This is a genomic window from Novosphingobium sp. KACC 22771 (assembly GCF_028736195.1).
Lineage (GTDB): Bacteria > Pseudomonadota > Alphaproteobacteria > Sphingomonadales > Sphingomonadaceae > Novosphingobium.
This window is the reverse complement of sequence record NZ_CP117881.1, coordinates 3,449,436-3,471,791: the sequence shown is the minus strand read 5'-3', so window position 1 is coordinate 3,471,791 and position 22,356 is coordinate 3,449,436. Positions and strand designations below refer to the sequence as shown.

The following is a 22,356-nucleotide window of genomic DNA, read 5'->3' as shown; positions in this document are numbered from 1 at the left end:
GATTAGGCGCTTTTTTTCGGGGCGTCAACAGGGGTTTGGCGGCGCAGTTCGGGAAAATCGGCGGCGGGCCGCGCGCGGGAAAAAAGATAGCCCTGAGCCTGATCGCATCCCTCGGCCAGCAGCACGCGCATCTGGTGCTCGTTTTCCACCCCTTCGGCGGTGGTGGTCATGCCCATCGCATGGGCCAGCGCGATCACCGCGCGCACGATGGGCAGCGTCTCGTCACTCTCGCCAAGACCGGTAAGAAAGCAGCGGTCGATCTTGATCTTGTCGAAGGGAAAGGCGCGTAGATAATTGAGCGAGGAATAGCCGGTGCCGAAATCGTCGAGCGCCACCCGCACCCCCAGCCCGCGCAATTTATGCAGCAGCGCGGCATGGACGGCATTGTCCTTGAGCAGCACGTTTTCGGTGATTTCCAGTTCGAGCCGGTCGGGCGCGATGCCGTTTTCGGCAATGGCCTGCATCACGGTGGATATCAGCCCCGCACTGCGCAATTGCGCGGGGCTGAGGTTGACCGCCACGCGCAGATGGGTGGGCCATTGGGCCAGTTCCTGACACGCGCGGCGGATGACCCAATCGCCCAGCGGCACCACCAGCCCGGTTTCCTCGGCCAGCGGGATGAACAGATCGGGCATGATCATGCCCCGTACCGGATGGCGCCAGCGCACCAGCGCCTCATAGCCCACCGTGCGGCGCGTGATGACATCGATCAGCGGTTGGTAATGCAGCTCGAACTGCCCCTCGGTCAGCCCGACGCGCATGTCCATTTCCATTTCGCGGCGTGCGGCGGCGGCCTCGTCCATGCCCGGTTCGAAATGGGAAAACACCCCGCGCCCGCGCCCCTTGGCGACATAGAGCGCAAGATCGGCCTGTTTCATCAGCGTGGCGGCGTCGGTCTGGTTGTCATGGCTGACCGCGATGCCGATGCTGGTCGAGGTGAGCACCTGACCATCATCGATCAGGCAGGGCTCGCGCACCGCCTCGATAATGCGGGTGGCGGTCTTTTCGGCGATGCGGTCTATGCGCCGCCCGTGCATGAGGATGGCAAATTCATCGCCCCCCAGCCGCGCCACCAGATCGCTCTTGCGCACGCAATCCTCGATGCGCCGCGCCACTTCGCACAACAGCTTGTCGCCCACCGGATGGCCCAGCGTGTCATTGACCGATTTGAACCGGTCGAGATCGAGATAAAGCACTGCGATCCCGTCATCCTGACCGCGCCGCCGCATCAGTGCCCCGGCCAGCGTTTCGTTGAACAAAAAGCGATTGGCCAGATTGGTCAGGCCGTCATAATGGGCCATATGGCTGACGCGGGCCTCGGCGCGTTTTTGCGCGGTGACATCGCGGGCCACGCCGCGCATCCCGTCCTGCCACGGCTGGGCCGAGAGGGTCCACCAATGCGGCGACCCGCTCAGCGTCAGCGGCAGCGTGAGATCGCGAAAGGGCGTGCGCTGGGCGAGATGCGCGGCCAGACGCTCGGTTTCAGGGCAGGGGGCAAACAGGCTCGTCAAGGGCGCGCCATCCAGCAATTGCCAAGCCCGCCGCGCGGCATCGCCAAAACGCGGGCTGGGTTCCTGAATGCGGCCCTGACCGTCCACTTTCCACAGCCAGTCGGCCGATTGCGCCTCAAAGTCATTGAGCAGCAACTGCACCGTGGCCCCGGTTTCGCGCAATTGTTCGCGCGCGTGAAAGGCTTTGGCAAATTCGCGCTGGTTTTGAAACGCCCCGCGCGACAGGATCAGCAGATAGGAGGCGCAGAACAAGGTGCCCACCCAGACCTGCGCGCCGGGAAACAGCGCCCATGCCACGATCGTACCGATACAGATCGGGGTCATGAACAGGATCGCCGCGCGCGCCATCGTCGAATAGGTCAGCACGGTTGCGCCCAGCATCCCGCCCGACAGGATGGCGATGACGATGAACTGGCGCGTATTGGCCACGCTGGCCCCCGCCGCAATGCCCGCGCCCCACAACAGGCCGTTGGCCAGCGCCGTGGCATGGATATGCCACAGGTCGCGCCGCACATCGATCGTGGCCCAGCCCGTCCGCCTGCGCCGCAGCGCCAGTTCGAGCCGGGCCCCCGCCACCGCCACAATCGCGGCCAGCCACAGCAGCACAAAGTCGGGATAGGGCGACGAGATCATGGTTATAGCCACGGCGGCGGCGTTGAGCGTCCCGCCGATGGCGGCCGTGATCGCCCGGCGCAGATTGTCCGCGATACGCTCGATCAGGAGCTGGCGGGCGGTATCCCCCGTTTGTGAAGACAAAGGATGGATCATGTGCGCCGTGCCGGGAACATCCTAAAGTTTTCAAGGAATATAAGCTTGCAGGCATTATTTGGCCAGCAAGTCGAAAGTCCAAAGAGTACCGATGCTTATCCCAATTTCGTTAATTTTGGTTCCGGGGCTGCTTCGCATCTCCCCCTAAAAATCGCGCCTTGTTTGAAGGGGCAAACCATCGCCCGATGCAATCAGGCGGTCATCCATGGTTAAACGGGGGGACACGCGGCATGGGCGGAAAACCGCATGCCCCCGGTTTGCCTTATTGCTCGGCCAGCAGCGCGGCGGCTTCGGCGCCTGCCCAATCCTTGCCGCCATTGATGCGCCACACCTCGCGCCCCTGCGCATCATAATAGATCGAGGCGGGCAGCGTGCTGACCTGCCACTGGGTCGCCGCCGTGCCTTCCGGGTCCAGCCAGGGTTCGAGCGCTTCGCCCCCGCGCGCCCTCAGGAAAGGCGCAACCTTGGTCTTGGCGCTCTCGCTGTCCTGCGAAACGGTCAGCACGCGGATCTTGCCGCCCGCGGCCAGTTTGTTCAGCGCGGGCAATTCGGCAATGCACGGCCCGCACCATGTCGCCCACAGGTTGATGAGCAGCGGCTTGCCCTTGAGGCCGGCGGTGTTGATCTCCTTGCCGGCCGCGTCCTTAAAGGTCAGCACCGGCAATTGCGAACCCTTGTGGCTGCGGTCCAGCGCGGCACCCTCTGCCTCGGGCGCGGCGGAATTTGCGGCCGATGCGCTTGCTTCTGGCGGTTGCTTATCCGCGCCGCTTTGCCTATCGCAACCCGCGATTCCGGCCGCGATGGTGGCCATCATCAGGCCACTACCGGCAAGTTTGAGGATTTTGCGCGTGAGCGAAGGTGACAACAAGGCAGGCTCCAATCAGATGTGGGGCGGGCGCTTTGCCGAAGGGCCCAGCGCCATCATGCGCGAGATTAACGCCTCGATCCCCTTCGACAAGGCCCTTTGGCGCCAGGACATCCGTGCCTCCAAGGCCCATGTTGCCATGCTGGGCGCGCAGGGCATCGTCAGCGCCGATGACGCCGCCACGATCAGCGCCGGTCTGGACACGGTCGCGGGCGAATATGAAGTCAGCGGCGTCCCCGAAAACTGGGACCTTGAAGACATTCACATGACCACCGAGAGCCGCCTTGCCGAACTGGTCGGCCCGGTGGCGGGGCGCCTGCACACGGCGCGCAGCCGCAACGATCAGGTGGCCACCGATTTCCGCCTCTGGGTCCGCGATGCGGTGGACGAGGCGCTGGCTGGCCTTAACGCCCTGCAAAAGGCGCTGGTGGCGCGTGCGGGCGAGCATGTGAATTCGATCATGCCCGGCTTCACCCATCTGCAGACTGCCCAGCCGGTGACGCTGGGCCATCACCTGATGGCCTATTACGAAATGGCGGCGCGCGACGTCTCGCGCTTTGCCGATGCGCGCGCGCGCATGAACCAGTCGCCTCTGGGCAGCGCGGCGCTGGCCGGGACCGGGTTCCCCATCGACCGCTTCGCCACGGCCTCTGCGCTCGATTTTGACCGCCCCACTGACAACAGCCTCGATTCGGTTTCCGACCGCGACTTCGCGCTGGATTACCTGATGGCGGCGGCGCAATGCTCGCTCCACCTCTCGCGTCTGGCCGAGGAATTCATCATCTGGGCCTCGCAGCCCTTCGGCTTTGTCCGCCTGCCCGATTCGCTTTCGACCGGCAGCTCCATCATGCCGCAAAAGAAGAACCCCGATGCCGCCGAACTGGTGCGCGGCCATGCCGGGCGCATCATCGGTTCGCTCACCAGCCTGATGATCACGATGAAGGGCCTGCCGCTGGCCTATTCCAAGGACATGCAGGACGACAAGCCGCCCGTGTTCGAGGCCGCCGGCCTGCTGACGCTGTGCCTTGCCGCGATGACGGGGATGGTGGAAAGCACCACCTTCCGCACCGACCGTATGCGTCAGGCCGCCGAGCTGGGCTATGCCACGGCGACCGACCTTGCCGACTGGCTGGTGCGCCAGGCCAACATTCCCTTCCGCGAGGCCCATCACATCACCGGCGCCGCGGTCAAGCTGGCAGAGAGCAAGGGCATCGCGCTCGATCAGCTCAGCCTTGATGAATTGCAGGCGATTGATCCGCGTATCACCCTTGCGGTTTACCCCGCGCTTTCGGTCGAGGCCTCGGTGGCATCGCGCGCCAGCCATGGCGGCACCGCCCCGTCTCAGGTAGAACAACGTGTGGCGCAGGCTCGCGTCGCGCTTGGTATGGAGTAACGCCCTTATGCGTGCTGTATTTTTCCCGATGGTTGCGCTCCTTGCGCTGGCGGGCTGCGGCACGCAGGGCGAACTTAAACCCGCGCCGGGGCATCAATTGCCCCCTTCGCCCATTGGCCGCAAGGACCGGCCAAGCGCGACTGAATTGCTCAGCCAATCGCAGCAGGCCCGTCCCAGCCGCAATGTGGAGCTGCACACGCGCTCTGAACCGCGCACGGACGATGCCTTCGATCTGCCTCCTTCCAATTGAGCCGGGGGGGCGCAGACCCCCACGCAGGATTTAAAGAAACATGGACCATTTTCATTACGTTGACGGCGTTCTTCATGCCGAAGACACCGCCATTCCCGCCATTGCCCGCGCCGTGGGCACGCCGGTCTATATCTATTCTGCCGCCACGCTGACCCGCCACGCGCGCGTGTTCCGCGATGCCTTGTCGATCCTGCCCTCGACGCATATCGCCTTTGCGGTGAAGTCGAACCCCAATCTGGCGGTGTTGAAGCTGCTGGCGCGCGAAGGTTACGGCGCCGACGTGGTTTCGGCGGGCGAAATGGACCGCGCGCTGGCCGCCGGGATTCCAGCCCATGGCGTGGTGTTTTCGGGCGTTGGCAAGACCGCCGATGAACTGACCCGCGCGCTCAAGGCGGGCATCGGCCAGTTCAACATCGAGAGCGAGGAGGAAGGCGTCGAACTGGCCGCGATCGCCGCTTCGATGGGGCTGGTGGCCCATGCCGCGCTCCGGGTGAACCCGGATGTGGACGCGGGCACCCATGCCAAGATTTCCACCGGCATGGCGGAAAACAAGTTCGGCGTGGCCTATGACCGGGCCGCCGGGATTTATGCGCGTCTCTCGGTGCTGCCCGGCATCGAAATGCGCGGCCTTGCCGTCCATATCGGCAGCCAGTTGTCGAAGCTCGACCCGCTCGAGGCCGCCTTTACCAAGATGGGTGAACTGATGCGCGCCATCCGCGCGCAGGGCCTGAGCATCACCCATATGGATCTGGGCGGCGGCATCGGCGTGCCTTACAAGGCCGATGAAGTATTTCCGACGCCTGCCGAATATGCCGCCATGGTGGCGCGCGTCACCGCCGATTGGGGCGTCACGCTGATGTTTGAACCGGGCCGCGTGATCGCGGGCAATTCGGGCGTGCTGGTGACCGAAGTCGTGCGCGTCAAGGAAGGCGTGACCACGCCTTTCGTCATCGTCGATGCGGCGATGAACGACCTTGCCCGCCCTGCGCTTTATGGCTCGTGGCACGATTTTCTGGCCGTTGAACCCAATGGCGAGACGTTCACCGCCAATATCGTCGGCCCGATCTGCGAATCCAGCGACACTTTCGCCATGGGCCGCGAAATCGACGTGGTGAAGGCGGGCGATCTTGCCGTGTTCCGCACCGCCGGGGCCTATGGCGCCACCATGGCCAACACCTATAACAGCCGCGCGCTGGTGCCCGAGGTGATGGTGAACGGCGATCAGTGGGCGATTGTCGCCAACCGCATCGACCCGGCGGCCATTCTGGCGGCGGAGCAGGTGCCGGATTGGTTGATGGATTAACGGGGGTTTTGCCTCCGGCGGGCAAAGGGCGGGGGCCCTTTGCAATCCCGTTCATGGGGTTGGTTTGAAGCCTGCGGCGCTGAGTAAAGGGCGCCGCAGGTTTTATCGTTTTAAACGTCGGGTCCGCCCCTCGCATAAATCCTTCTTCCTTCTATAACCCCCGCCATGATCGACACACTCCCCCTCTTTCACCGCATCAAGGGCCAACCTGTCATCGTTCTGGGCACAGGCGATGCGGCCGATGCCAAACGCCGTCTTGTCGAACGCGCGGGCGGCGATGTGTTTGACGATATGCAGGAGGGGATCGACCGCTGTGCGCGTCTGGCCTTTGTGGCCTATGAGGACCGCGAGGCTGCGGCTGCCGATGCGTTGCGGCTGCGCGGTGCGGGCCTGCTGGTCAATGTCGTCGACCAGCCCGACCTTTGCGATTTCACCACGCCTTCGATCCTTGATCGCTCGCCGGTGCTGATCGCGGTGGGCACGGGCGGCGTCTCGGCGGGGCTGGCCAAGCAGTTGCGGTTGCGGCTGGAGGCGCTGTTGCCCGAGGGGTTGGGCGCGCTGGCGCAGGCGCTGGGCGCGGCGCGGACGATCCTGCGGCGCCAATTTCCCGATGCGGCGGATCGCCGCCGCGCCCTCGACGTGGCGCTGGGGCAGGGGGGAATGCTCGACCCGCTCGACGATGGCAGCGCGGGGCGAGTGGATGCCTTTCTGGCGGGCGCGACCCTGCCTGACAAAGCACTGGCCGAAATCGTGCTGACCTCGCTCGATCCCGATGACCTCACGATTCGTCAGGCCCGATGGCTGGGCGGGGCCGATGGCATTGCGGTCGAGGATGGCGTGCCGGACGCTGTATTGGCGCGCGCGCGGGCGGATGCGGTCCGCGTGCGCATCGCGCGGGGGCAGGGGTTTGAGGCGCCCGGTGGGGTTTGGGTTGTGGTGAGGAATGGGGGATAGGTGATTTTGCCTCCGGCGGGCAAAGGGACTTGTCCCTTTGCAATCCCGTTAATGGGGTTGGTTTGCCAAGGGAGTGTGCCGGGCGATATTTGAAAGCCTGCGGCGCTATTCATCAGGCACCGCAGGTTCTGTCATTTCTACCGCTGCGTCCGACACCCAATGGCCGAACCCATAGCGCAACGCAGACAGTAAAGGGAGCGCGAGGGTCTAGACCCTCGCATTTCCATCTTCACTTTAATGCAAAAACCCAAACAAGCAGTCCGGCGATCATCAAGCCAATAACGGTCAGGCAACCAAAACGAACAAGTTTAGGCAATTTCCTGAAAAGCCAACCGATCAGTTCTGCGACAAAATCACCGATGATGTCGCCGATGAAATCTACCACCGCATCCCGCCCGCCATCGCATCGCAGGCGGCTTGCAGAATCACCGCCGCCGCTGCGCTGTCGATACGGGTCTTGCGCTTGGCCCGGCTCATGTCCTGCTCGATCAACCCTCGCTCGGCGCTGGTGGTGGACCAGCGTTCGTCCCACAGCAGGATCGGCAGGCCCAGCACAGCCAGGTTCTTGGCATAGGCGCGGGACGATTGCGCGCGCGGGCCGGATGTTCCGTCCATGTTCAGCGGCAGGCCGATGATGATGCCCTTGATGCCGCGCTCCTCGATCAGCGCGGCGATGGCCAGTTTGTCCACGCTGAATTTGCCGCGTGCGATGGTTTTGCCGGGCGAGGCGATGCGCCATTCCGGGTCGGCAAAAGCCGTGCCGATGGTCTGTGTGCCAAGGTCGAGGCCGATCAGGCCTCCGCCATCGGGCAGCGCATCGCGCATATCCAGCGCGGAAAGGGTAATCAGTTCAGCCATTGGCGCCACCAGCCTGCGGTTTTCTCGGTTTGCGTTGCGGGCGCCTTGCCGGCGTCCTTTGCGGGAGGCGCGCCATGCCATGCTTTGACCCGCCGCGCCACATCCGCGCGCAGAGCGCTCCAGAACAGGGGGATATCATAGACGTGGTAATTGTTGCCCGGCGCCACAAAGGGGCCAAGCTGGGGCGCTGGGCCGATCATCAGGAACCCGTCCGGTGCGCAGCGCGCGGGCACAAGGCCCGGCACCAGACTGGCCCCGCTCAGCGCCGCATCGGGTACCAGCGTGCCGGGATTGTCCACCGCCGGGGCGGCATCGCCGGGGCGGCCGGTGATCGGGTTGACGCAGAGAAACGGGCTGTTGCCGCGCGGCGCGCCATCAAGGCCGGGAAAACGGGCATAGGCTTCACGCACCATGTCGGTTTCGGCAGGTTCGGCAAAGCTTTGCCATGAGATGATACATCCCGCCTGATCGGGCCGCTCGCAAGCGGGCAGGCCCATCGCGGGCAGGTCATGGTCCAGGCTGACCGGCCAGCCCACCGCATAGGCCGCCGCGACCCGCCCGGCCAGCGGCTTGCCCGCCACCCGGTCCCGCATCAGATGCATCAGGTGAAACGCGCCCTGGCTGTGCCCGGCGATCACGATGGGCAGACGCGGATCGACCGTGGCAATAAACACATCAAACGCGGCCAGCACATCGCCATAGGCCACATCCAGCGCCCTGCGCCCCGAGGGCCGGTCGGTCAGGAAAGCGCCCAGGGTGGCCTGTCGATAGCGCGGTGCCCAGACCTCGGCCGCCGCGCTGAAAGGCGTGGCCAGACCGCGCAGAAGGATCTCGGTCCGCCCGGTGATCAGCGTTTCATCAATGGCCGAATTCCAGTGCAGCCGGTCGAAATGGCTGGTGGGATGGATGAAAAACACCGCAACGGGCAGCGTTGCCTCGCCCACCGGCCCGCCGTTGGGGCGCCAGCGCGAGGGATCACCCGGAACGCCCGCGCCGCGCGAATACCACATGGCCGGATCGGCATAGGCCCCCTGCGCCACCGGCGGCGGGGCGGAAAACGGCACGACCGGGACGAATGTGAATTGCGTCAACTCCTTGGCCCAATAGCGCAAAGCACCCAGCGCACCGATCACAAGCACCACCAGAATTGCAACGCCATAAAGAAACTTTCGCGCCAAGGGGGATCTATACCTGCTCTGTCACTTCGGCTCCATCATGCGCCATCGCGCCCCGCGCCGCCAGCTTTTCCAGCAGCACCTTGAGCATGGCCAGCATCGGATCGGCCAGCGCAAGGCCCAGAATGCCGAACAGCGCCCCCATCATCAACTGCATAGCCAGCACCAGCGCCGGGGCCAGATCGGCGGTTTTCTTGGCCACCATGGGCACGACAATATTGCCGTCGATCCCCTGAACCACGATATAGACGCCGATGCAGTAAAGCCCCATCGACGTGCCGCCCGAAAAGCCCACCATCACCATCAGCAGGCCCGACACCGGCGCACCGATGTTGGGCAGAAACGCCAAGACCCCGGTAATCAGCCCCAATAGCGTCGCCATCGGCACGCCATAGGCCGAAAGCGCCAGGCCGATCGTCAAACCCTCGATCACCATGCCCACCAGCCGCCCGAACAGCAGGCGGCGCATCGTATGCCCCATCTGGGTGAACATCTGTTCGAAAAACGGGCGGCTTTCGCGCGGCAGCATCCATGCCAGGCCGCGCTGATAGGGCTGGGGATCGATGGCGAAATAGATGCCCAGCACGAGGATCAGGAAAAGCGTGGCCATGCCGCCAAACAGCCCGCCCAGCACGCTGGGCAATTGGGCGGCGCCCGCGATGGCCTGTTCGGTAAAGGTCTGGATCGTGCTGCGGTTAAGCGTGATCAGCCGGTGGCGCTCGGCCCAATGCAGGCCCTTTTGCGCCTGCGCCATCAGGATTTCGGGCAAGGCGGCGGCCTGAAGCGTGATTTGCGACCCGGCATAGGTGGCAAACCAGATGGCAAAGCCCACCGCCGCGGCCAGCACGATGGCCACCCGCCAAATGCGCGGGATCGGCAGCACCCGGCCCAGCAGCCGCGCCCCGCCATCCAGCAGCGCGCCAAACACCATGCCGCCGAACACCACCATCAGCGGCTGGGCCAGCACCACGGCCAGCACCATCAGCCCGGCAACGCCCAGCCAGACCAGCGCCTTCTTCGCCTCATTGCGCACCATCGGGTCGCGAATGTCGGTCGGGCCGGCGCGGCGCTGGCGAGGGGTGGGGGTTTTGCGGGGCGGTTGGGCCATCTTACTTGGGCTTGGCGGTCAGAGGCGGGCGCAGCGAGGTGCCCGCCCGGCCCGAACGAAGGCCGTTGAACCAGCTCAGCGGGTTCCAGCCCGCCGTGCCGTTAAACGAATGGGTGATGAATTCGGCGCGCCCGCCCACGTCCGACAAAGGCACCGGCCCGCCAAGGCCGCGCTCCTCCAGCGGCACGCGGCTGTCGGCGGAATGGTCGCGATTGTCGCCCATGACAAAGACGTGGCCTTCGGGCACGCGAATCTCGTCCATGTCGTCAAAGGGCTGCTCCATATGATCAAGGATCGTATAGGTCGCGCCATTGGGCAAGGTTTCGCGCCATGCCGGGATCGAGCAGACTTCCTGACCCGAGGGCTTGCGTTCCTTGAGGCCAATGAAGCCGGGGCCTTCGCAGGGGTAGGGATCTTCATCGCCCCGGATCGCATCGAGCGGGATTTCGGCGGGCGGCTCAACCGCTTGAGGCACCGGGCGGCCATTGAGGATGATCTGGCCATGGCGCAGCGCGATGCGGTCGCCGGGGCGGGCCACGACGCGCTTGATATAATCATCGCCCGGCCGGTCGCGCGGGACCACGATCACCACATCGCCATATTCGGGCGTGCCGGGCCAGATGCGCCAGGAGCCGCGCGGCAGGATGTGAAAGCTGGGCGAGGCCCAGTTCCAGCCATAGGGATATTTCGACACCACCAGATGATCGCCCACCCACAGGCCCGGCAGCATCGAGGCCGAGGGAATGTAGAAAGGCTTGGCAATAAACGAATGAAACGCCAGCACCGCCAGCAACATCCCACCCAGCCCGCGCACCTCGGCCCACCAGTTGATGGGCTGCTTGGCGGCGTCATTGGTCTTGGTATCGCTGGAGGCGGACATCGGGGAATCGTCTTTCAAAGTGGCAGGCTTTCGATGATGACCGTGGCGCTGGCCCATGGCAAATCATCGGTGAGCGAAAGGTGGAGGCGGGATGTGTGGCCCGGCGGGGTGATCTGCGCCAAACGCTGCGCCGCCCCGCCATGCAGTCGCAGCGAAGGCGCGCCCAGATCATCGCGCAACACCTCGATGTCGATCAGGCCAAAGCCGCGCCCGATGCCGGTACCCAAGGCTTTGGCGCAAGCCTCCTTGGCGGCCCAGCGCTTGGCCAGCGTGGCGGCGCGCATCGCGGGGCGCGAATCGGCCAGAGCGATTTCGGCAGGCGTAAAGCTGCGCGCCAGAAAGCGCCCGCCATGGCGTTCGAGCGCGGCCTCGATACGGTCGATATTCACCAGATCTGTGCCAAGGCCGAGGATCACAGACCTAGCTCCGCGCCGCGTCCATCAGTTCGCGCATCCGGCGCACCGCATTTTCAAGGCCCACGAACACCGCCTCGCCGATCAGATAATGGCCGATGTTGAGTTCGGCGATCTGGGGAATGGCGGCAACCGGCTGGACATTGTCATAGGTCAGGCCGTGGCCCGCGTGGGGCTCGATCCCGTTGCGCGCGGCCAAGGCCGCCATATCGGCAAGGCGCTTGAGTTCAACTTCGCGCTGGTCGCCCTCGGCATGGGCATATTCGCCCGTGTGAAATTCCACCACCGGCGCCCCAAGGCGGATGGCCGCGTCCAACTGACGCACTTCGGGCGCGATGAAAAGCGAGACGCGGATGCCCGCATCGCGCAAACGCTGAACGATGGGGGCGAGGCGGTTGTGCTGTCCCGCCGCGTCCAATCCGCCCTCGGTCGTGCGCTCCTCGCGCCGCTCGGGCACGATGCAGGCGGCGTGCGGTTTGTGGCGCAGCGCGATCTCCAGCATCTCATCCGTGGCCGCCATTTCCAGGTTCAGCGGCAGATTGGTCGAGGCCTGAATGCGGGCGAGATCCTCGTCGCGGATATGGCGGCGATCCTCGCGCAGATGCGCGGTGATGCCGTCGCCGCCCACGGCCGCCACGATTTGCGCGGCGCGCACAGGATCAGGATGGGCGCCGCCCCGTGCGTTGCGGATCGTGGCCACATGGTCGATGTTCACACCAAGGCGCAGGCGCGCAGGGGACAGCGCGTTCATCACGGCTTGGCCCGGCTGCCGGGCTTGACCGCAGGCGTGGCGGCCAGAGCGGCGGGCACTTCGTCCGGCGCATAGGTCGGGAAATTCAGCGCGATGAGCGGATAGAAGGGCACGCCCAGATCCACCTTGCCCGCGCTGCGGTCGATCAGGGCCGCCGCCGCGATCACCTTGCCGCCCGCATCCTCGATGGCCTTGATGGCCTCGCGGCTCGACAGGCCGGTCGTCACCACGTCCTCGACCATCAGCACCTTGTCGCCTGGTTCAATGGAAAAGCCGCGGCGCAGCTCGAACGTGCCGGTGGGGCGTTCGACAAACATCGCGTCCACGCCCAGCGCGCGGCCCATTTCATGGCCGATGATCAAGCCGCCCATGGCGGGGCTGATGACTTTCTGGATTTCCTTGCGCAAATCGCGCGGCAATTTCTGCGCGATGGCAATGGCCAGACGGCTGGCCCGTTCCGGGTTCATCAGCACGCGGGCGCATTGCAGATAATGCGCGCTGTGGCGGCCAGAGGAGAGCAGGAAATGCCCTTCGAGCAGGGCATGGCTGGCGCGGAATTCGGCCAGCACCTCTTCTTCGGTCATGCTTTGTCTTGCCTTCGTCCAAAAAACTTGTGCGATTCCCGCAGGAGCAGCGCGCGCCCTGCTTCAAAATTACCCCTAGAGGCGCTTGTGGGCTGGGGCAAGCGCTGGTACACCCTGTTCCTAAGGGACAAAAAGTCCCCATGCCTGTGGGACGCCGGACGAGGAGGGGGCTTTTCTTCCGAGCGGCGAAGTAGAAAGAACGTAGGCCATGATTTTGGGAGAAGTATCCGGGGCCTTCGGGCGCCGAATGTTGCGTCTTGCGTTTAAAACGTTGCCTGGGGTCGCGCTGATCGCGGCCGGGGCGGCGCATGCTGCTGCGGATCGCCTGGCCGTGGCGCCGGGCGGCTATACGCCGATGAAGCCTACGCCCGGCAAGGGCATGCCGGTTGACGGCGGGCTGACTTTCCAGACCCAATATTCCCCCACCGGGCTTGAGGCCTTGTGGATGCACGACAATATCGTGATGACCGTGCTGATCGCGACCACGCTGTTCGTGCTGGCGCTGCTGGTCTGGGTGATGGTGCGGTACAATGCCCGCGCCAATCCGGTGCCCAGCAAGACCAGCCACAACACGCTGCTCGAAGTGGTGTGGACCGGCATTCCGGTGCTGATCCTGCTGGTGGTCTTCGTGCCCTCGATGAAGCTGCTGGCCCATCAGTTCAAGACCGCGCCCAAGGAGGCGCTGACCATCAAGGCGATCGGCAACCAGTGGTACTGGACCTATGCCTATCCCGACAATGGCGAGTTTGAAGTCACCAGCAACATGCTGAGCCACGAAGAAGCGGTGAAGCGCGGCGAGCCGCCGCAGCTGGCCGCCGACAACCGCATGGTGGTGCCGGTGGGCGAGCCGATTCGCCTGCAGACCACGGGCGCGGATGTGATCCACTCGTTTGCGGTCCCCTCGCTGTGGTTCAAGCTGGACGCGGTGCCGGGGCGGATCAACGAGAAGGTGTTGTTCGTCAAGGAGCCGGGCGTTTATTATGGCCAGTGCAGCGAGCTTTGCGGCGCGCGCCATGGCTATATGCCAATCGTGGTCGAGGCGCTGCCGCGTCCCCAGTATAATGCCTGGGTTCTGACGCATGCGGGCGCCAAGATCGACGGCGCGCCCGAGGCTCCCGCTGCGGCCCCCACGGCCGCTGCCGCCGCCGAAGCCGCTTCGGGCAGTGAGGTGGCCGCCGCCGCCTCGTCCGGCGAATAACTTTTACGCGAGGGTTCAAGAACAATGGCTACCATCGCAGATGACTTTCAGGCCCATTCCGATGGGCATGTGCATGACCATCACGACCATGACCACAAGCCGAGCTTTTTCGCCCGCTGGTTCATGTCGACCAACCACAAGGATATCGGCACGCTCTATCTGATCTTTGCCATCACGGCGGGGATCATCGGCGGCGCGATCTCGGGCATCATGCGCGCCGAACTGGCGCAGCCGGGCATTCAGTATCTGGGCTTTTTCGCCGATCTGCTGGGCACGAAAAACCCCAGCTTTGACCAGCAGCTTCACCTGTGGAACGTGCTGATCACGGCGCATGGCCTGATCATGGTGTTCTTCATGGTCATGCCCGCGATCATCGGCGGCTTTGGCAACTGGTTCGTGCCGATCATGATCGGCGCGCCGGACATGGCCTTTCCGCGCATGAACAACATCTCGTTCTGGCTGACGGTGGCGGGTTTTGCCTCGCTGCTGTGCTCGGCCTTTGTGCCGGGCGGCACGGGTCAGGGTGCGGGCATCGGCTGGACGGCCTATGCGCCGCTCTCGACCTCGGGGTCGCAGGGGCCTGCGGTGGATTTCGCGATTTTCTCGCTGCACCTTGCCGGTGCCGGTTCGATCATGGGCGCGATCAATTTCATCACCACCATCTTCAACATGCGCGCGCCGGGCATGACCCTGCACAAGATGCCGCTGTTCGTGTGGTCGGTGCTGGTTACCGCATTCCTGCTGCTGCTCGCGCTGCCGGTGCTGGCCGCGGCCATCACGATGCTGCTGACCGACCGCAATTTCCACACCACCTTCTTTGATGCGGCGGGCGGCGGCGATCCGGTGCTGTTCCAGCATCTGTTCTGGTTCTTCGGCCACCCCGAAGTCTACATCATGATCCTGCCCGGTTTCGGCATCATCAGCCAGATCGTCAGCACCTTCAGCCGCAAGCCGGTGTTCGGCTATCTGGGCATGGCCTATGCGATGGTGGCGATCGGCGTGGTGGGCTTTGTCGTGTGGGCGCACCACATGTACACCACCGGCCTGTCCGAAGACGTGAAGATGTATTTCACCACCGCCACGATGGTCATCGCGGTGCCCACCGGCATCAAGATCTTCTCGTGGATCGCGACGATGTGGGGCGGTTCGATCCGCTTTGCCTCGCCCATGGTCTGGGCCATCGGCTTCATCTTCCTGTTCACCGTGGGCGGCGTTACGGGCGTTGAACTGGCCAATGGCGGCTTGGACGACAATCTTCAGGACACCTATTACGTGGTGGGCCATTTCCACTATGTGCTCTCGCTCGGCGCCGTTACCTCGCTGTTCGCCGGTTTCTATTACTGGTTCCCCAAGATGAGCGGGCGCTGGCACTCCGAACTGCTGTCCTATCTGCATTTCGCGGTGTTCTTTGTCGGCGTGAACATGATCTTCTTCCCCATGCATTTTCTGGGGATGCAGGGCATGCCGCGCCGCTATCCGGACTTCACGCCCGCCTATGCCTATTGGAATCATATCGCCACGATCGGCTATATGGTGATGGCGGTGTCGATCGGCATCTGGCTGCTCAACATCATCTATGCCTTCACCATGGGCAAAAAGGCCGAGGGCAATTACTGGGGCGAGGGCGCCACGACGCTGGAATGGACGCTGTCCAGCCCGCCGCCGTTCCACCAGTTTGAAACCCTGCCGGTGATCAAGGACGAGGATCACCATTAAGGATGGTTGCGGCGCCCGGACCCGCTCCGGGCGCCCGTAATCCGGCCGCATCTGTCACTCGAAGGGACAGCTATGTCTCGCGTGCTCCCTTTACATCGCGGCGCAATGGCGCAAGGGGGAATGCCCATGAGCATCCCCCCTGTCAAAACCGGCGCCAAACCGGCCGTCCGTCAGCCTGCCGACTGGCGCGATTTCTTTGCCCTGACCAAACCGCGCGTGATGACGCTGGTGATCTTTACCGGCCTTTGCGGGTTGCTGGCGGCGCCGGGGCATATCAATCCGGTCATCGGATTTGCCACGATTTTGTGCATCGCGGTGGGTGCCGGCGGGGCCGCCGCACTCAACCAGTGGTGGGAGGCCGACATTGATGCGGGCATGAAGCGCACCGCCAAGCGGCCTTTGCCCGCCGGGCGGATGGACCGCGAATCGGCGCGCGATTTCGGCATGGCGCTCTCGGGCCTGTCGGTGCTGACCATGGGGCTGGCGGCGGGCTGGATCTGCGCGGTCATTCTCGCGGTGTCGATTGTCTATTATGCGCTGGTCTATACGGTCTGGCTGAAGCCTCGCACGCCGCAGAATATTGTTATCGGCGGCGGGGCGGGGGCTTTTCCGCCGATGATCGGCTGGGTGGCGGTGACGGGCCATATCACATGGATGCCGGTGCTGCTGTTCCTCATCATCTTCATGTGGACGCCACCGCACTTCTGGGCGCTGGCGCTGTTTGTGAAGACCGATTACGCCAAGGTCGGCATTCCGATGATGCCGGTGGTGGCGGGGGAGAAATCGACAAGGCGCCAGATCTTCGCCTATTCGGTGTTGCTGCTGCCGCTCACGCTGCTGCCGGTGTTTCTGCCCAAGGATGATGGCGGGCCGGGGTGGATTTACGGCGTGTCGGCGGGTGTGCTTTCCACGCTGTTCCTGTTGCTGGCGATCCGGGTGGGTTTCCGCAACCGGCGCGATGAGGATGACACCATGAAGCCGGAAAAGCAGCTCTTTGCTTTCTCGGTGCTTTATCTGTTCGCCCTGTTTGCCGCGCTGGTTGCGGATCGCTGGGCGCCGATCATCGGAGGATATTTGTGAGCGAACCGATCGACATGGATCAGCGCAAGCGCATCATCGCCGGGCGCAACAAGGCGCTGGGGCTGGTGCTGTTGGGGCTGGTGGTGCTGTTCTTTGCCATCACCATCGCCAAGATGGGGCATTGATCCGATGGTCAGCCTGACCCCGCCCGCGCCGCAAAACCGCAACCGCCGCGTGGCGATGATCGCGGCGGGCGTGGCGCTGGGAATGGCGGGTCTGGGTTATGCCTCGGTGCCGCTTTATCGCATATTCTGTCAGGCCACCGGCTTTGGCGGCACGCCCCAGCGGGCCAGCGAGGCGCAGGCGGCAGGGGTAAAGATTGCGGCGGGGCGCACGATGTCGGTACGCTTTGACGGCAATGTCGATCCCGGCATGCCATGGCAATTCCGCCCGCGCCAGACCACGCAGACGGTCGCCATCGGCGCGCGCACGCTGGCGGTTTTCGAGGCGCATAACAATTCGGACAAGCCGATCACCGGGGCGGCCAGCTTCAACGTCTCACCCGACGAGGCGGCGCGCTATTTTACCAAGGTGGCCTGCTTCTGCTTTACCCAGCAGACGTTGCAACCGGGGCAAAGCGTGGCCATGCCGGTCAGCTATTACGTCGATCCCAAGATCCTGGAGGACAAAGACCTGCGGCATCTTGAGCAGATCACCTTGAGCTATACATTCCACCGCGTACCGGGGGCATAAATCCGGGGCGGGCAACAATCGGAAAAATCGGCGCTTTGGCCCTGCAAATCATGCTGGACCGGGGGCCGCAGGAAAGATAGGTTTGAACACAACAAATGCCGGGGGGATAGAGGCCGGAGCAGGCCCGCACCTATGGCAAAAAGGGGATGAATGCGATGGCCTCTGGCAAGACACATGACTACCATATCCTGCCGCCCGATCTGGTGCCCTTGACCACCACGCTCGGGGCTTTCACCTTTACCACCGGCATGGTGTTCATGATGCACCCCGATACGTTCGGGGCGCTGGGCCATATTGTGCCTTGGGCGGGGTTGGCGCTGTTGCTGGCGGCCATGTTCACCTGGTTCAACAAGATCGTGAACGAGGCCCATGCGGGCGACCATACGCCGGTGGTGCAGCTGCATCAGCGCTATGGCATGATCCTGTTCATCGCTTCGGAAGTCATGTTCTTCGTCGGCTGGTTCTGGGCCTTCTTCGATTTCTCGCTGTTCCCCTCGACCCTGTCGAAGGCCATCGGCGGACAATGGCCGCCCAAGGAATTGGAAGCGGTTCTCGATGCTTTCGACCTGCCGCTGCTCAATACCATGATCCTGCTGCTCTCGGGCACCACGGTGACCTGGGCGCATCACAGCCTGATCCATGGCAATCGCGACGGGCTGAAGAAGGGCCTGTGGTTGACCATCATTCTCGGCTTGTTGTTCAGTAGCCTTCAGGCGTTCGAATATGCCCATGCGCCCTTCGCCTTTGGCAAGAACACCTATGGTTCGGCCTTCTACATGGCGACCGGCTTCCACGGCTTCCATGTGATCGTCGGCACGATCTTCCTCGCGGTCTGCCTTGCGCGCACCTATCGCGGCGATTTTACTCCGCGCCAGCATTTCGGCTTTGAAGCCGCCGCCTGGTATTGGCACTTCGTTGACGTGGTGTGGCTGTTCCTCTTCGTGTGCATCTACATCTGGGGCAACTGGGGCTTTGCGGTTGACTGATCATACGCCGCATTCTTCACCAACCATGGGGCAGCCGGGGATCGTCTCGGCTGCCCTGTTTGGTTTGTGTCCGCGCTGCGGAGCCAAGGGACTGTTTGCCGGGGTTGCCCACTTCGCGCCGCGCTGTGAAAAATGCGGGCTGGATTTCGGCGCGTTCAATGTCGGCGATGGGCCGGCGGCGTTTCTGACCTTTGGGGTTGGCGCGCTGGCGGCGGGGGTGGCGGCATGGCTGGCGCTCGATGTGGATCCGCCGGTGTGGGTCTATGTGGCGGTGCTGGTGCCGCTGGTGGTGTTGCCAACGCTCTATGGGCTGCGCGTGTCCAAGGCCGCGCTGATGGCCGCCGAATTTCAGCGCCGCGCCGCCGAAGCGGGCGCAAAGGATGTCGATTCGCGATGAACTGGCGCAAGTTGCCCGTGATTCCCACGCTGCTGGTCCTGGCGGCGGCGGGCTATATGGTCCACCTCGGCTTCTGGCAGTTGGACCGACTGGCGCAGAAAGAGGCCAAGATTGCGCGCTTTTCCGCAGCGCAGAGCGACCGCAGCCCAGTTTCGATCGGCGAGGTGTGGCGGTATAAAGCATCGGATGCGCGCGATTTCCACCGCACCCAGTTCTGGTGCCAGCAGGTGTTGCAGATCTCGGCCCAATCGGGGCGCAATGCGGCGGGTCAGGCGGGCTGGGCGCATATCGCGCGCTGCCTGACCGCGCCGGTTGATACGCAGGGGTTCCGCCCGACCGAGGCGCCCAAAGGGGTGTTGGCCGATGTCGTGCTGGGGTGGAGCAATAAGCCTGACCCGGTGGTATGGAGCGGCGGGCAGGTGCGCGGGACGGTCGTGCCGGGGGGCGAATTTGCCCATCATGTCGTGGCCGATCCGGCGCTGGCGGGGCTGGCGGAGAATGCACGGCCTGATCCGCGTGATCTGCCCAATAACCATCTGTCCTATGCGGTGCAGTGGTTCCTGTTCGCGCTGACCGCTTTGGTGATTTATGTGGTGGCGGTGAGGAAGAGGGTTTTGGGGGAAGATGAAAAGGATTGATGCGAGGGTCTAGACCCTCGCGCTCCCGTTACTGTCTGCGTTGCGTCATGGGTTTGGCCGATGGGTGTGGGGCGCACCGTTAGAAATATAAAGCCTGCGGCGCCAATCAGCGCGAGGTCGCCGCGCCGCAGGCCTTACAACCCGGCCGCATAAGTCCCCGTGGCCAACCAAACTCACTCCCATAATGGGATCGCAAAGGGTCGAGACCCTTTGCCCGCCGGAGGCATCCCCTGACCAGCGCCCCAAGGCATAAAAACCCCTGAATCCCGCAAAACCCTTGCCCCTGCGCGCCGCGCCCGCTAACGGGCGGCCCAAACGAACAGGGAATCCCATGGAATATATCTCCACGCGCGGCAACGCACCGGTTCTTGATTTTGAAGGCGCGACTCTGGCGGGTCTGGCCAGCGACGGCGGGCTTTATGTGCCGCGCGAATGGCCGCGTTTTTCCAAGGACGAGATCGCCGCGCTGGCGGGCCTGCCCTATGCGGAACTGGCGGCCAAGGTGATGGCGCCTTTCGTGGGCGAGAGCCTGAGCTATGAGCGCCTGCTGGAGCTGACCACGGCGGCCTATGGCCGGTTTTCGCACGCCGCCGTCACGCCTTTGAAGCAGTTGGACGAGCAGCAGTGGTTGCTGGAGCTGTTCCACGGCCCGACGCTGGCGTTCAAGGACGTCGCGCTGCAATTGCTGGGCCTCTTGTTCGAGGAATTCCTCGGCCGCAGCCCGCAGAACCTGACCATCGTTGGCGCGACCAGCGGCGACACCGGCAGCGCGGCGATTGACGCCGTGGCGGGCCGCGCCAAGGTCGATATTTTCATGCTGCACCCCAAGGGCCGCGTCAGCGACGTTCAGCGCCGCCAGATGACGACCGTTTTGGCCCCCAACGTCTATAACATCGCCATCGACGGCAGCTTTGACGATGCGCAGGCGATGGTGAAGCGCATTTTCAACGACAAGGCCGTGACGGATCGGTTCAACATCGGCGCGGTGAATTCGATCAACTGGGCGCGTTTGATGGCGCAGGTGGTCTATTACTTCGCCGCCGCGCTGCAACTGGGCGCGCCGGAACGCGAAGTGGCCTTCAGCGTCCCCACCGGCAATTTCGGCGACGTGTTCGCCGGTTACGTTGCCGCGCAGATGGGCCTGCCGATTGCCAAGCTGATCGTTGCGACCAATGTGAACGACATTCTGCACCGCGCGTTGTCCACCGGTGATTATTCGGCCGGGACGGTGACGCCGACGGCTGCGCCCAGCATGGACATTCAGGTGTCGTCGAATTTCGAACGCCTGCTGTTCGATGTGGGCGGCCGCGATGGTGCGGCTCTGGCCGAGCAGATGGCCGGGTTTGAAGCCACCAAGGCGATGACTCTGACCAATGCGCAGCGTGAAGGCGCATCGGCGCTGTTCGTTTCGGCCCGCGCTGATGCCGACGAAATGGCGCAGGCGATCCGTTGGGGCTGGGAAGCGGCGGGCGAATTGCTCGACCCGCATACCGCCATCGGCATCCATGCCGCGCGCAATGCGGGAATCGCCAAGGGCACCCCGGTGGTCACGCTGGCCACCGCGCATCCCGCCAAGTTCCCTGATGCGGTCGAGCGCAGCACCGGTCACCGCCCCGGCCTGCCCGAGCGCGTGGGCGATCTGTTCGAGCGTGAAGAGCGCTATGCCGAACTGCCCGGCGATTATGAGGCGGTCTGCGCCTATGTCGCCGAGCGGGCGACGCCGAAGGCATAATGGCCGAGCTGATCCATCAACCCGTCCTGCTGACCGGCGAGGGCTGGGCGGATTACGGGCTGGTCGATTCGGGCGCGGGGCGCAAGCTTGAGCGCTATGGCGACTATCGCTTCATCCGCCCCGAACCGCAGGCGCTGTGGCAGCCGCGCATGGCCGATTGGGATGCGCCCCATATTGCCTCGCATGGCGAATTCGTGCCCGGCGCGGATGAGGATGGCGGCGGGCGCTGGAATTACACCAAGCAGGTGCCGCGCGATGGCTGGCCGCTGGGCTGGGGTGATGTGAAATTCACCGCGCAATGCACGCCGTTCCGCCATCTGGGCTTCTTTCCCGATATGGCGCCGGTCTGGGGCTGGATGGGGCAGCAATTGGGCGAGCGCCGCGATGCCTCCACGCTCAACCTGTTCGGCTATACCGGTGTCGGCACGCTGGCATTGAGCCAATACGGCCCCGTCACCCATGTGGACGCCAGCAAGAAATCGGTGGCGCAGGCGAGGGCCAATGCTGCGCTCTCGGGCATGGAAAGCCGCCCGGTGCGCTGGATCGTAGACGACGCGGCCAAGTTCACCGCGCGCGAGGTGCGTCGGGGCAAGCGTTATGACGGCATCATCATGGACCCGCCCAAATTCGGACGCGGTCCCGATGGCGAGGTCTGGCGTCTGGAAGAACATCTGCCCGGCCTGATCCATGATGCGCGGCAGTTGCTGGATGAAAACAGCCGCTTCCTGTTCCTGACGGTCTATGCGGTGCGCATGTCCTCGCTGGCGATTGCCGGGTTGCTGGACGAAGCCTTCGCCGGGCTGCCGGGCTATGTCGAGCATGGCGATCTGGCGGTGCGCGAGGATGGAGCGGGGCGGATGTTGCCGACGGCGATCTTTGCGCGTTGGCGCAGGGATTAAAGCTGAAGTTATGCCTCCGGCGGGCAAAGGGACTTGTCCCTTTGCAATCCCGATACTGTCTTGGTTGCGTTCGACATCGGCCAAAGTTGATGGGCGAAGCCTTCGAGTTTTGAAAGCCTGCGGCGCTGATCAGCACTACCTTGCCGCGCCGCAGGCTTTATCAAACCATATCGCCCAATCTCAAGCACGACCCCATTCATGGGA

At 64.1% G+C, this 22,356-nt stretch carries 24 protein-coding genes; 14 read left to right on the top strand and 10 right to left on the bottom strand.

Going from position 1 to position 22,356, the window contains the following annotated elements:
• Nucleotides 1–2 precede the first annotated feature (2 nt).
• Both PQ467_RS15920 and PQ467_RS15915 read right to left on the bottom strand, forming a co-directional pair.
• Complete coding sequence (locus tag PQ467_RS15920) at nucleotides 3–2,279, bottom strand: putative bifunctional diguanylate cyclase/phosphodiesterase (protein ID WP_274174341.1); 2,277 nt, start codon at nucleotides 2,277–2,279, stop codon at nucleotides 3–5.
• A gap of 262 nt (nucleotides 2,280–2,541) precedes the next feature.
• On the bottom strand, nucleotides 2,542–3,093 hold the full coding sequence (locus PQ467_RS15915) for a TlpA family protein disulfide reductase (RefSeq protein WP_274174340.1): 552 nt from the start codon (nucleotides 3,091–3,093) through the stop codon (nucleotides 2,542–2,544).
• Nucleotides 3,094–3,163: 70 nt separating this feature from the next.
• On the opposite strand from PQ467_RS15915, the gene argH reads away from it, so the two are divergent.
• From argH to PQ467_RS15895, 4 genes are all read left to right on the top strand, one after another.
• Nucleotides 3,164–4,537, top strand: coding sequence for an argininosuccinate lyase (gene argH / locus PQ467_RS15910; RefSeq protein WP_274176187.1), 1,374 nt, complete (start codon nucleotides 3,164–3,166; stop codon nucleotides 4,535–4,537).
• A gap of 7 nt (nucleotides 4,538–4,544) precedes the next feature.
• A complete protein-coding gene (locus tag PQ467_RS15905; protein ID WP_274174339.1) occupies nucleotides 4,545–4,787 on the top strand; it encodes a hypothetical protein in 243 nt (80 codons plus the stop codon).
• A 40-nt stretch (nucleotides 4,788–4,827) separates the two neighbouring features.
• The gene (gene lysA, locus PQ467_RS15900; protein WP_274174338.1) at nucleotides 4,828–6,090 is read left to right on the top strand and encodes a diaminopimelate decarboxylase; all 1,263 of its coding nucleotides are present in this window, start codon (nucleotides 4,828–4,830) and stop codon (nucleotides 6,088–6,090) included.
• A gap of 165 nt (nucleotides 6,091–6,255) precedes the next feature.
• The gene (locus PQ467_RS15895; RefSeq protein WP_274174337.1) at nucleotides 6,256–7,044 is read left to right on the top strand and encodes a precorrin-2 dehydrogenase/sirohydrochlorin ferrochelatase family protein; all 789 of its coding nucleotides are present in this window, start codon (nucleotides 6,256–6,258) and stop codon (nucleotides 7,042–7,044) included.
• A gap of 229 nt (nucleotides 7,045–7,273) precedes the next feature.
• On the opposite strand, the gene PQ467_RS15890 is transcribed toward PQ467_RS15895, so the two are convergent.
• Genes PQ467_RS15890 through pyrE form a run of 8 tightly spaced genes read right to left on the bottom strand, consistent with a single transcriptional unit; the run spans nucleotide 7,274 to nucleotide 12,813 of the window.
• Nucleotides 7,274–7,429 (bottom strand): hypothetical protein, encoded by a 156-nt coding sequence (locus PQ467_RS15890; RefSeq protein WP_274174336.1) that lies wholly within the window; start codon nucleotides 7,427–7,429, stop codon nucleotides 7,274–7,276.
• Nucleotides 7,423–7,902 (bottom strand): Holliday junction resolvase RuvX, encoded by a 480-nt coding sequence (ruvX, locus tag PQ467_RS15885; protein ID WP_274174335.1) that lies wholly within the window; start codon nucleotides 7,900–7,902, stop codon nucleotides 7,423–7,425. Before ruvX ends, PQ467_RS15890 begins: the two co-directional genes overlap by 7 nt.
• Nucleotides 7,890–9,080, bottom strand: a complete 1,191-nt coding sequence (locus PQ467_RS15880) for a DUF3089 domain-containing protein (protein WP_274174334.1) — start codon at nucleotides 9,078–9,080, stop codon at nucleotides 7,890–7,892. The genes ruvX and PQ467_RS15880 overlap by 13 nt, the downstream gene beginning before the upstream one ends.
• A gap of 7 nt (nucleotides 9,081–9,087) precedes the next feature.
• Complete coding sequence (locus PQ467_RS15875) at nucleotides 9,088–10,185, bottom strand: AI-2E family transporter (protein ID WP_274174333.1); 1,098 nt, start codon at nucleotides 10,183–10,185, stop codon at nucleotides 9,088–9,090.
• Nucleotide 10,186: 1 nt separating this feature from the next.
• Complete coding sequence (gene lepB / locus PQ467_RS15870; RefSeq protein ID WP_274174332.1) at nucleotides 10,187–11,065, bottom strand: signal peptidase I; 879 nt, start codon at nucleotides 11,063–11,065, stop codon at nucleotides 10,187–10,189.
• 14 nt (nucleotides 11,066–11,079) lie between these two features.
• Nucleotides 11,080–11,481 carry a holo-ACP synthase gene (gene acpS / locus PQ467_RS15865; RefSeq protein ID WP_274174331.1) on the bottom strand — a complete coding sequence of 134 codons (402 nt, stop codon included), beginning with the start codon at nucleotides 11,479–11,481 and terminating at the stop codon, nucleotides 11,080–11,082.
• A gap of 4 nt (nucleotides 11,482–11,485) precedes the next feature.
• Nucleotides 11,486–12,229: a pyridoxine 5'-phosphate synthase gene (locus PQ467_RS15860; protein WP_274174330.1), complete on the bottom strand. Its 744-nt coding sequence runs from the start codon at nucleotides 12,227–12,229 to the stop codon at nucleotides 11,486–11,488.
• Nucleotides 12,229–12,813 (bottom strand): orotate phosphoribosyltransferase, encoded by a 585-nt coding sequence (gene pyrE / locus PQ467_RS15855; RefSeq protein ID WP_274174329.1) that lies wholly within the window; start codon nucleotides 12,811–12,813, stop codon nucleotides 12,229–12,231. Before pyrE ends, PQ467_RS15860 begins: the two co-directional genes overlap by 1 nt.
• Before the next feature lie 247 nt (nucleotides 12,814–13,060).
• Here pyrE and coxB point away from each other — a divergent pair, with 247 nt between their 5' ends.
• The 10 genes from coxB (at nucleotide 13,061) to PQ467_RS15805 (ending at nucleotide 22,152) form a co-directional block, all read left to right on the top strand.
• A complete protein-coding gene (coxB, locus tag PQ467_RS15850; RefSeq protein WP_443192963.1) occupies nucleotides 13,061–14,011 on the top strand; it encodes a cytochrome c oxidase subunit II in 951 nt (316 codons plus the stop codon).
• A 24-nt stretch (nucleotides 14,012–14,035) separates the two neighbouring features.
• Nucleotides 14,036–15,727: a cytochrome c oxidase subunit I gene (gene ctaD, locus PQ467_RS15845; RefSeq protein WP_274174328.1), complete on the top strand. Its 1,692-nt coding sequence runs from the start codon at nucleotides 14,036–14,038 to the stop codon at nucleotides 15,725–15,727.
• A gap of 126 nt (nucleotides 15,728–15,853) precedes the next feature.
• A complete protein-coding gene (locus PQ467_RS15840) occupies nucleotides 15,854–16,807 on the top strand; it encodes a heme o synthase (RefSeq protein ID WP_274174327.1) in 954 nt (317 codons plus the stop codon).
• A complete protein-coding gene (locus tag PQ467_RS15835; protein ID WP_274174326.1) occupies nucleotides 16,804–16,932 on the top strand; it encodes a hypothetical protein in 129 nt (42 codons plus the stop codon). The genes PQ467_RS15840 and PQ467_RS15835 overlap by 4 nt, the downstream gene beginning before the upstream one ends.
• A 4-nt stretch (nucleotides 16,933–16,936) precedes the next feature.
• Nucleotides 16,937–17,500, top strand: a complete 564-nt coding sequence (locus PQ467_RS15830) for a cytochrome c oxidase assembly protein (protein ID WP_274174325.1) — start codon at nucleotides 16,937–16,939, stop codon at nucleotides 17,498–17,500.
• A 155-nt stretch (nucleotides 17,501–17,655) separates the two neighbouring features.
• Nucleotides 17,656–18,486: a cytochrome c oxidase subunit 3 gene (locus PQ467_RS15825; protein ID WP_274174324.1), complete on the top strand. Its 831-nt coding sequence runs from the start codon at nucleotides 17,656–17,658 to the stop codon at nucleotides 18,484–18,486.
• The gene (locus PQ467_RS15820; protein ID WP_337995098.1) at nucleotides 18,479–18,883 is read left to right on the top strand and encodes a DUF983 domain-containing protein; all 405 of its coding nucleotides are present in this window, start codon (nucleotides 18,479–18,481) and stop codon (nucleotides 18,881–18,883) included. Before PQ467_RS15825 ends, PQ467_RS15820 begins: the two co-directional genes overlap by 8 nt.
• Nucleotides 18,880–19,521 (top strand): SURF1 family cytochrome oxidase biogenesis protein, encoded by a 642-nt coding sequence (locus PQ467_RS15815; protein ID WP_274174323.1) that lies wholly within the window; start codon nucleotides 18,880–18,882, stop codon nucleotides 19,519–19,521. Before PQ467_RS15820 ends, PQ467_RS15815 begins: the two co-directional genes overlap by 4 nt.
• Before the next feature lie 331 nt (nucleotides 19,522–19,852).
• Nucleotides 19,853–21,253 carry a threonine synthase gene (gene thrC, locus PQ467_RS15810; RefSeq protein ID WP_274174322.1) on the top strand — a complete coding sequence of 467 codons (1,401 nt, stop codon included), beginning with the start codon at nucleotides 19,853–19,855 and terminating at the stop codon, nucleotides 21,251–21,253.
• The gene (locus PQ467_RS15805; protein WP_274174321.1) at nucleotides 21,253–22,152 is read left to right on the top strand and encodes a class I SAM-dependent methyltransferase; all 900 of its coding nucleotides are present in this window, start codon (nucleotides 21,253–21,255) and stop codon (nucleotides 22,150–22,152) included. The genes thrC and PQ467_RS15805 overlap by 1 nt, the downstream gene beginning before the upstream one ends.
• Nucleotides 22,153–22,356: the final 204 nt, after the last annotated feature.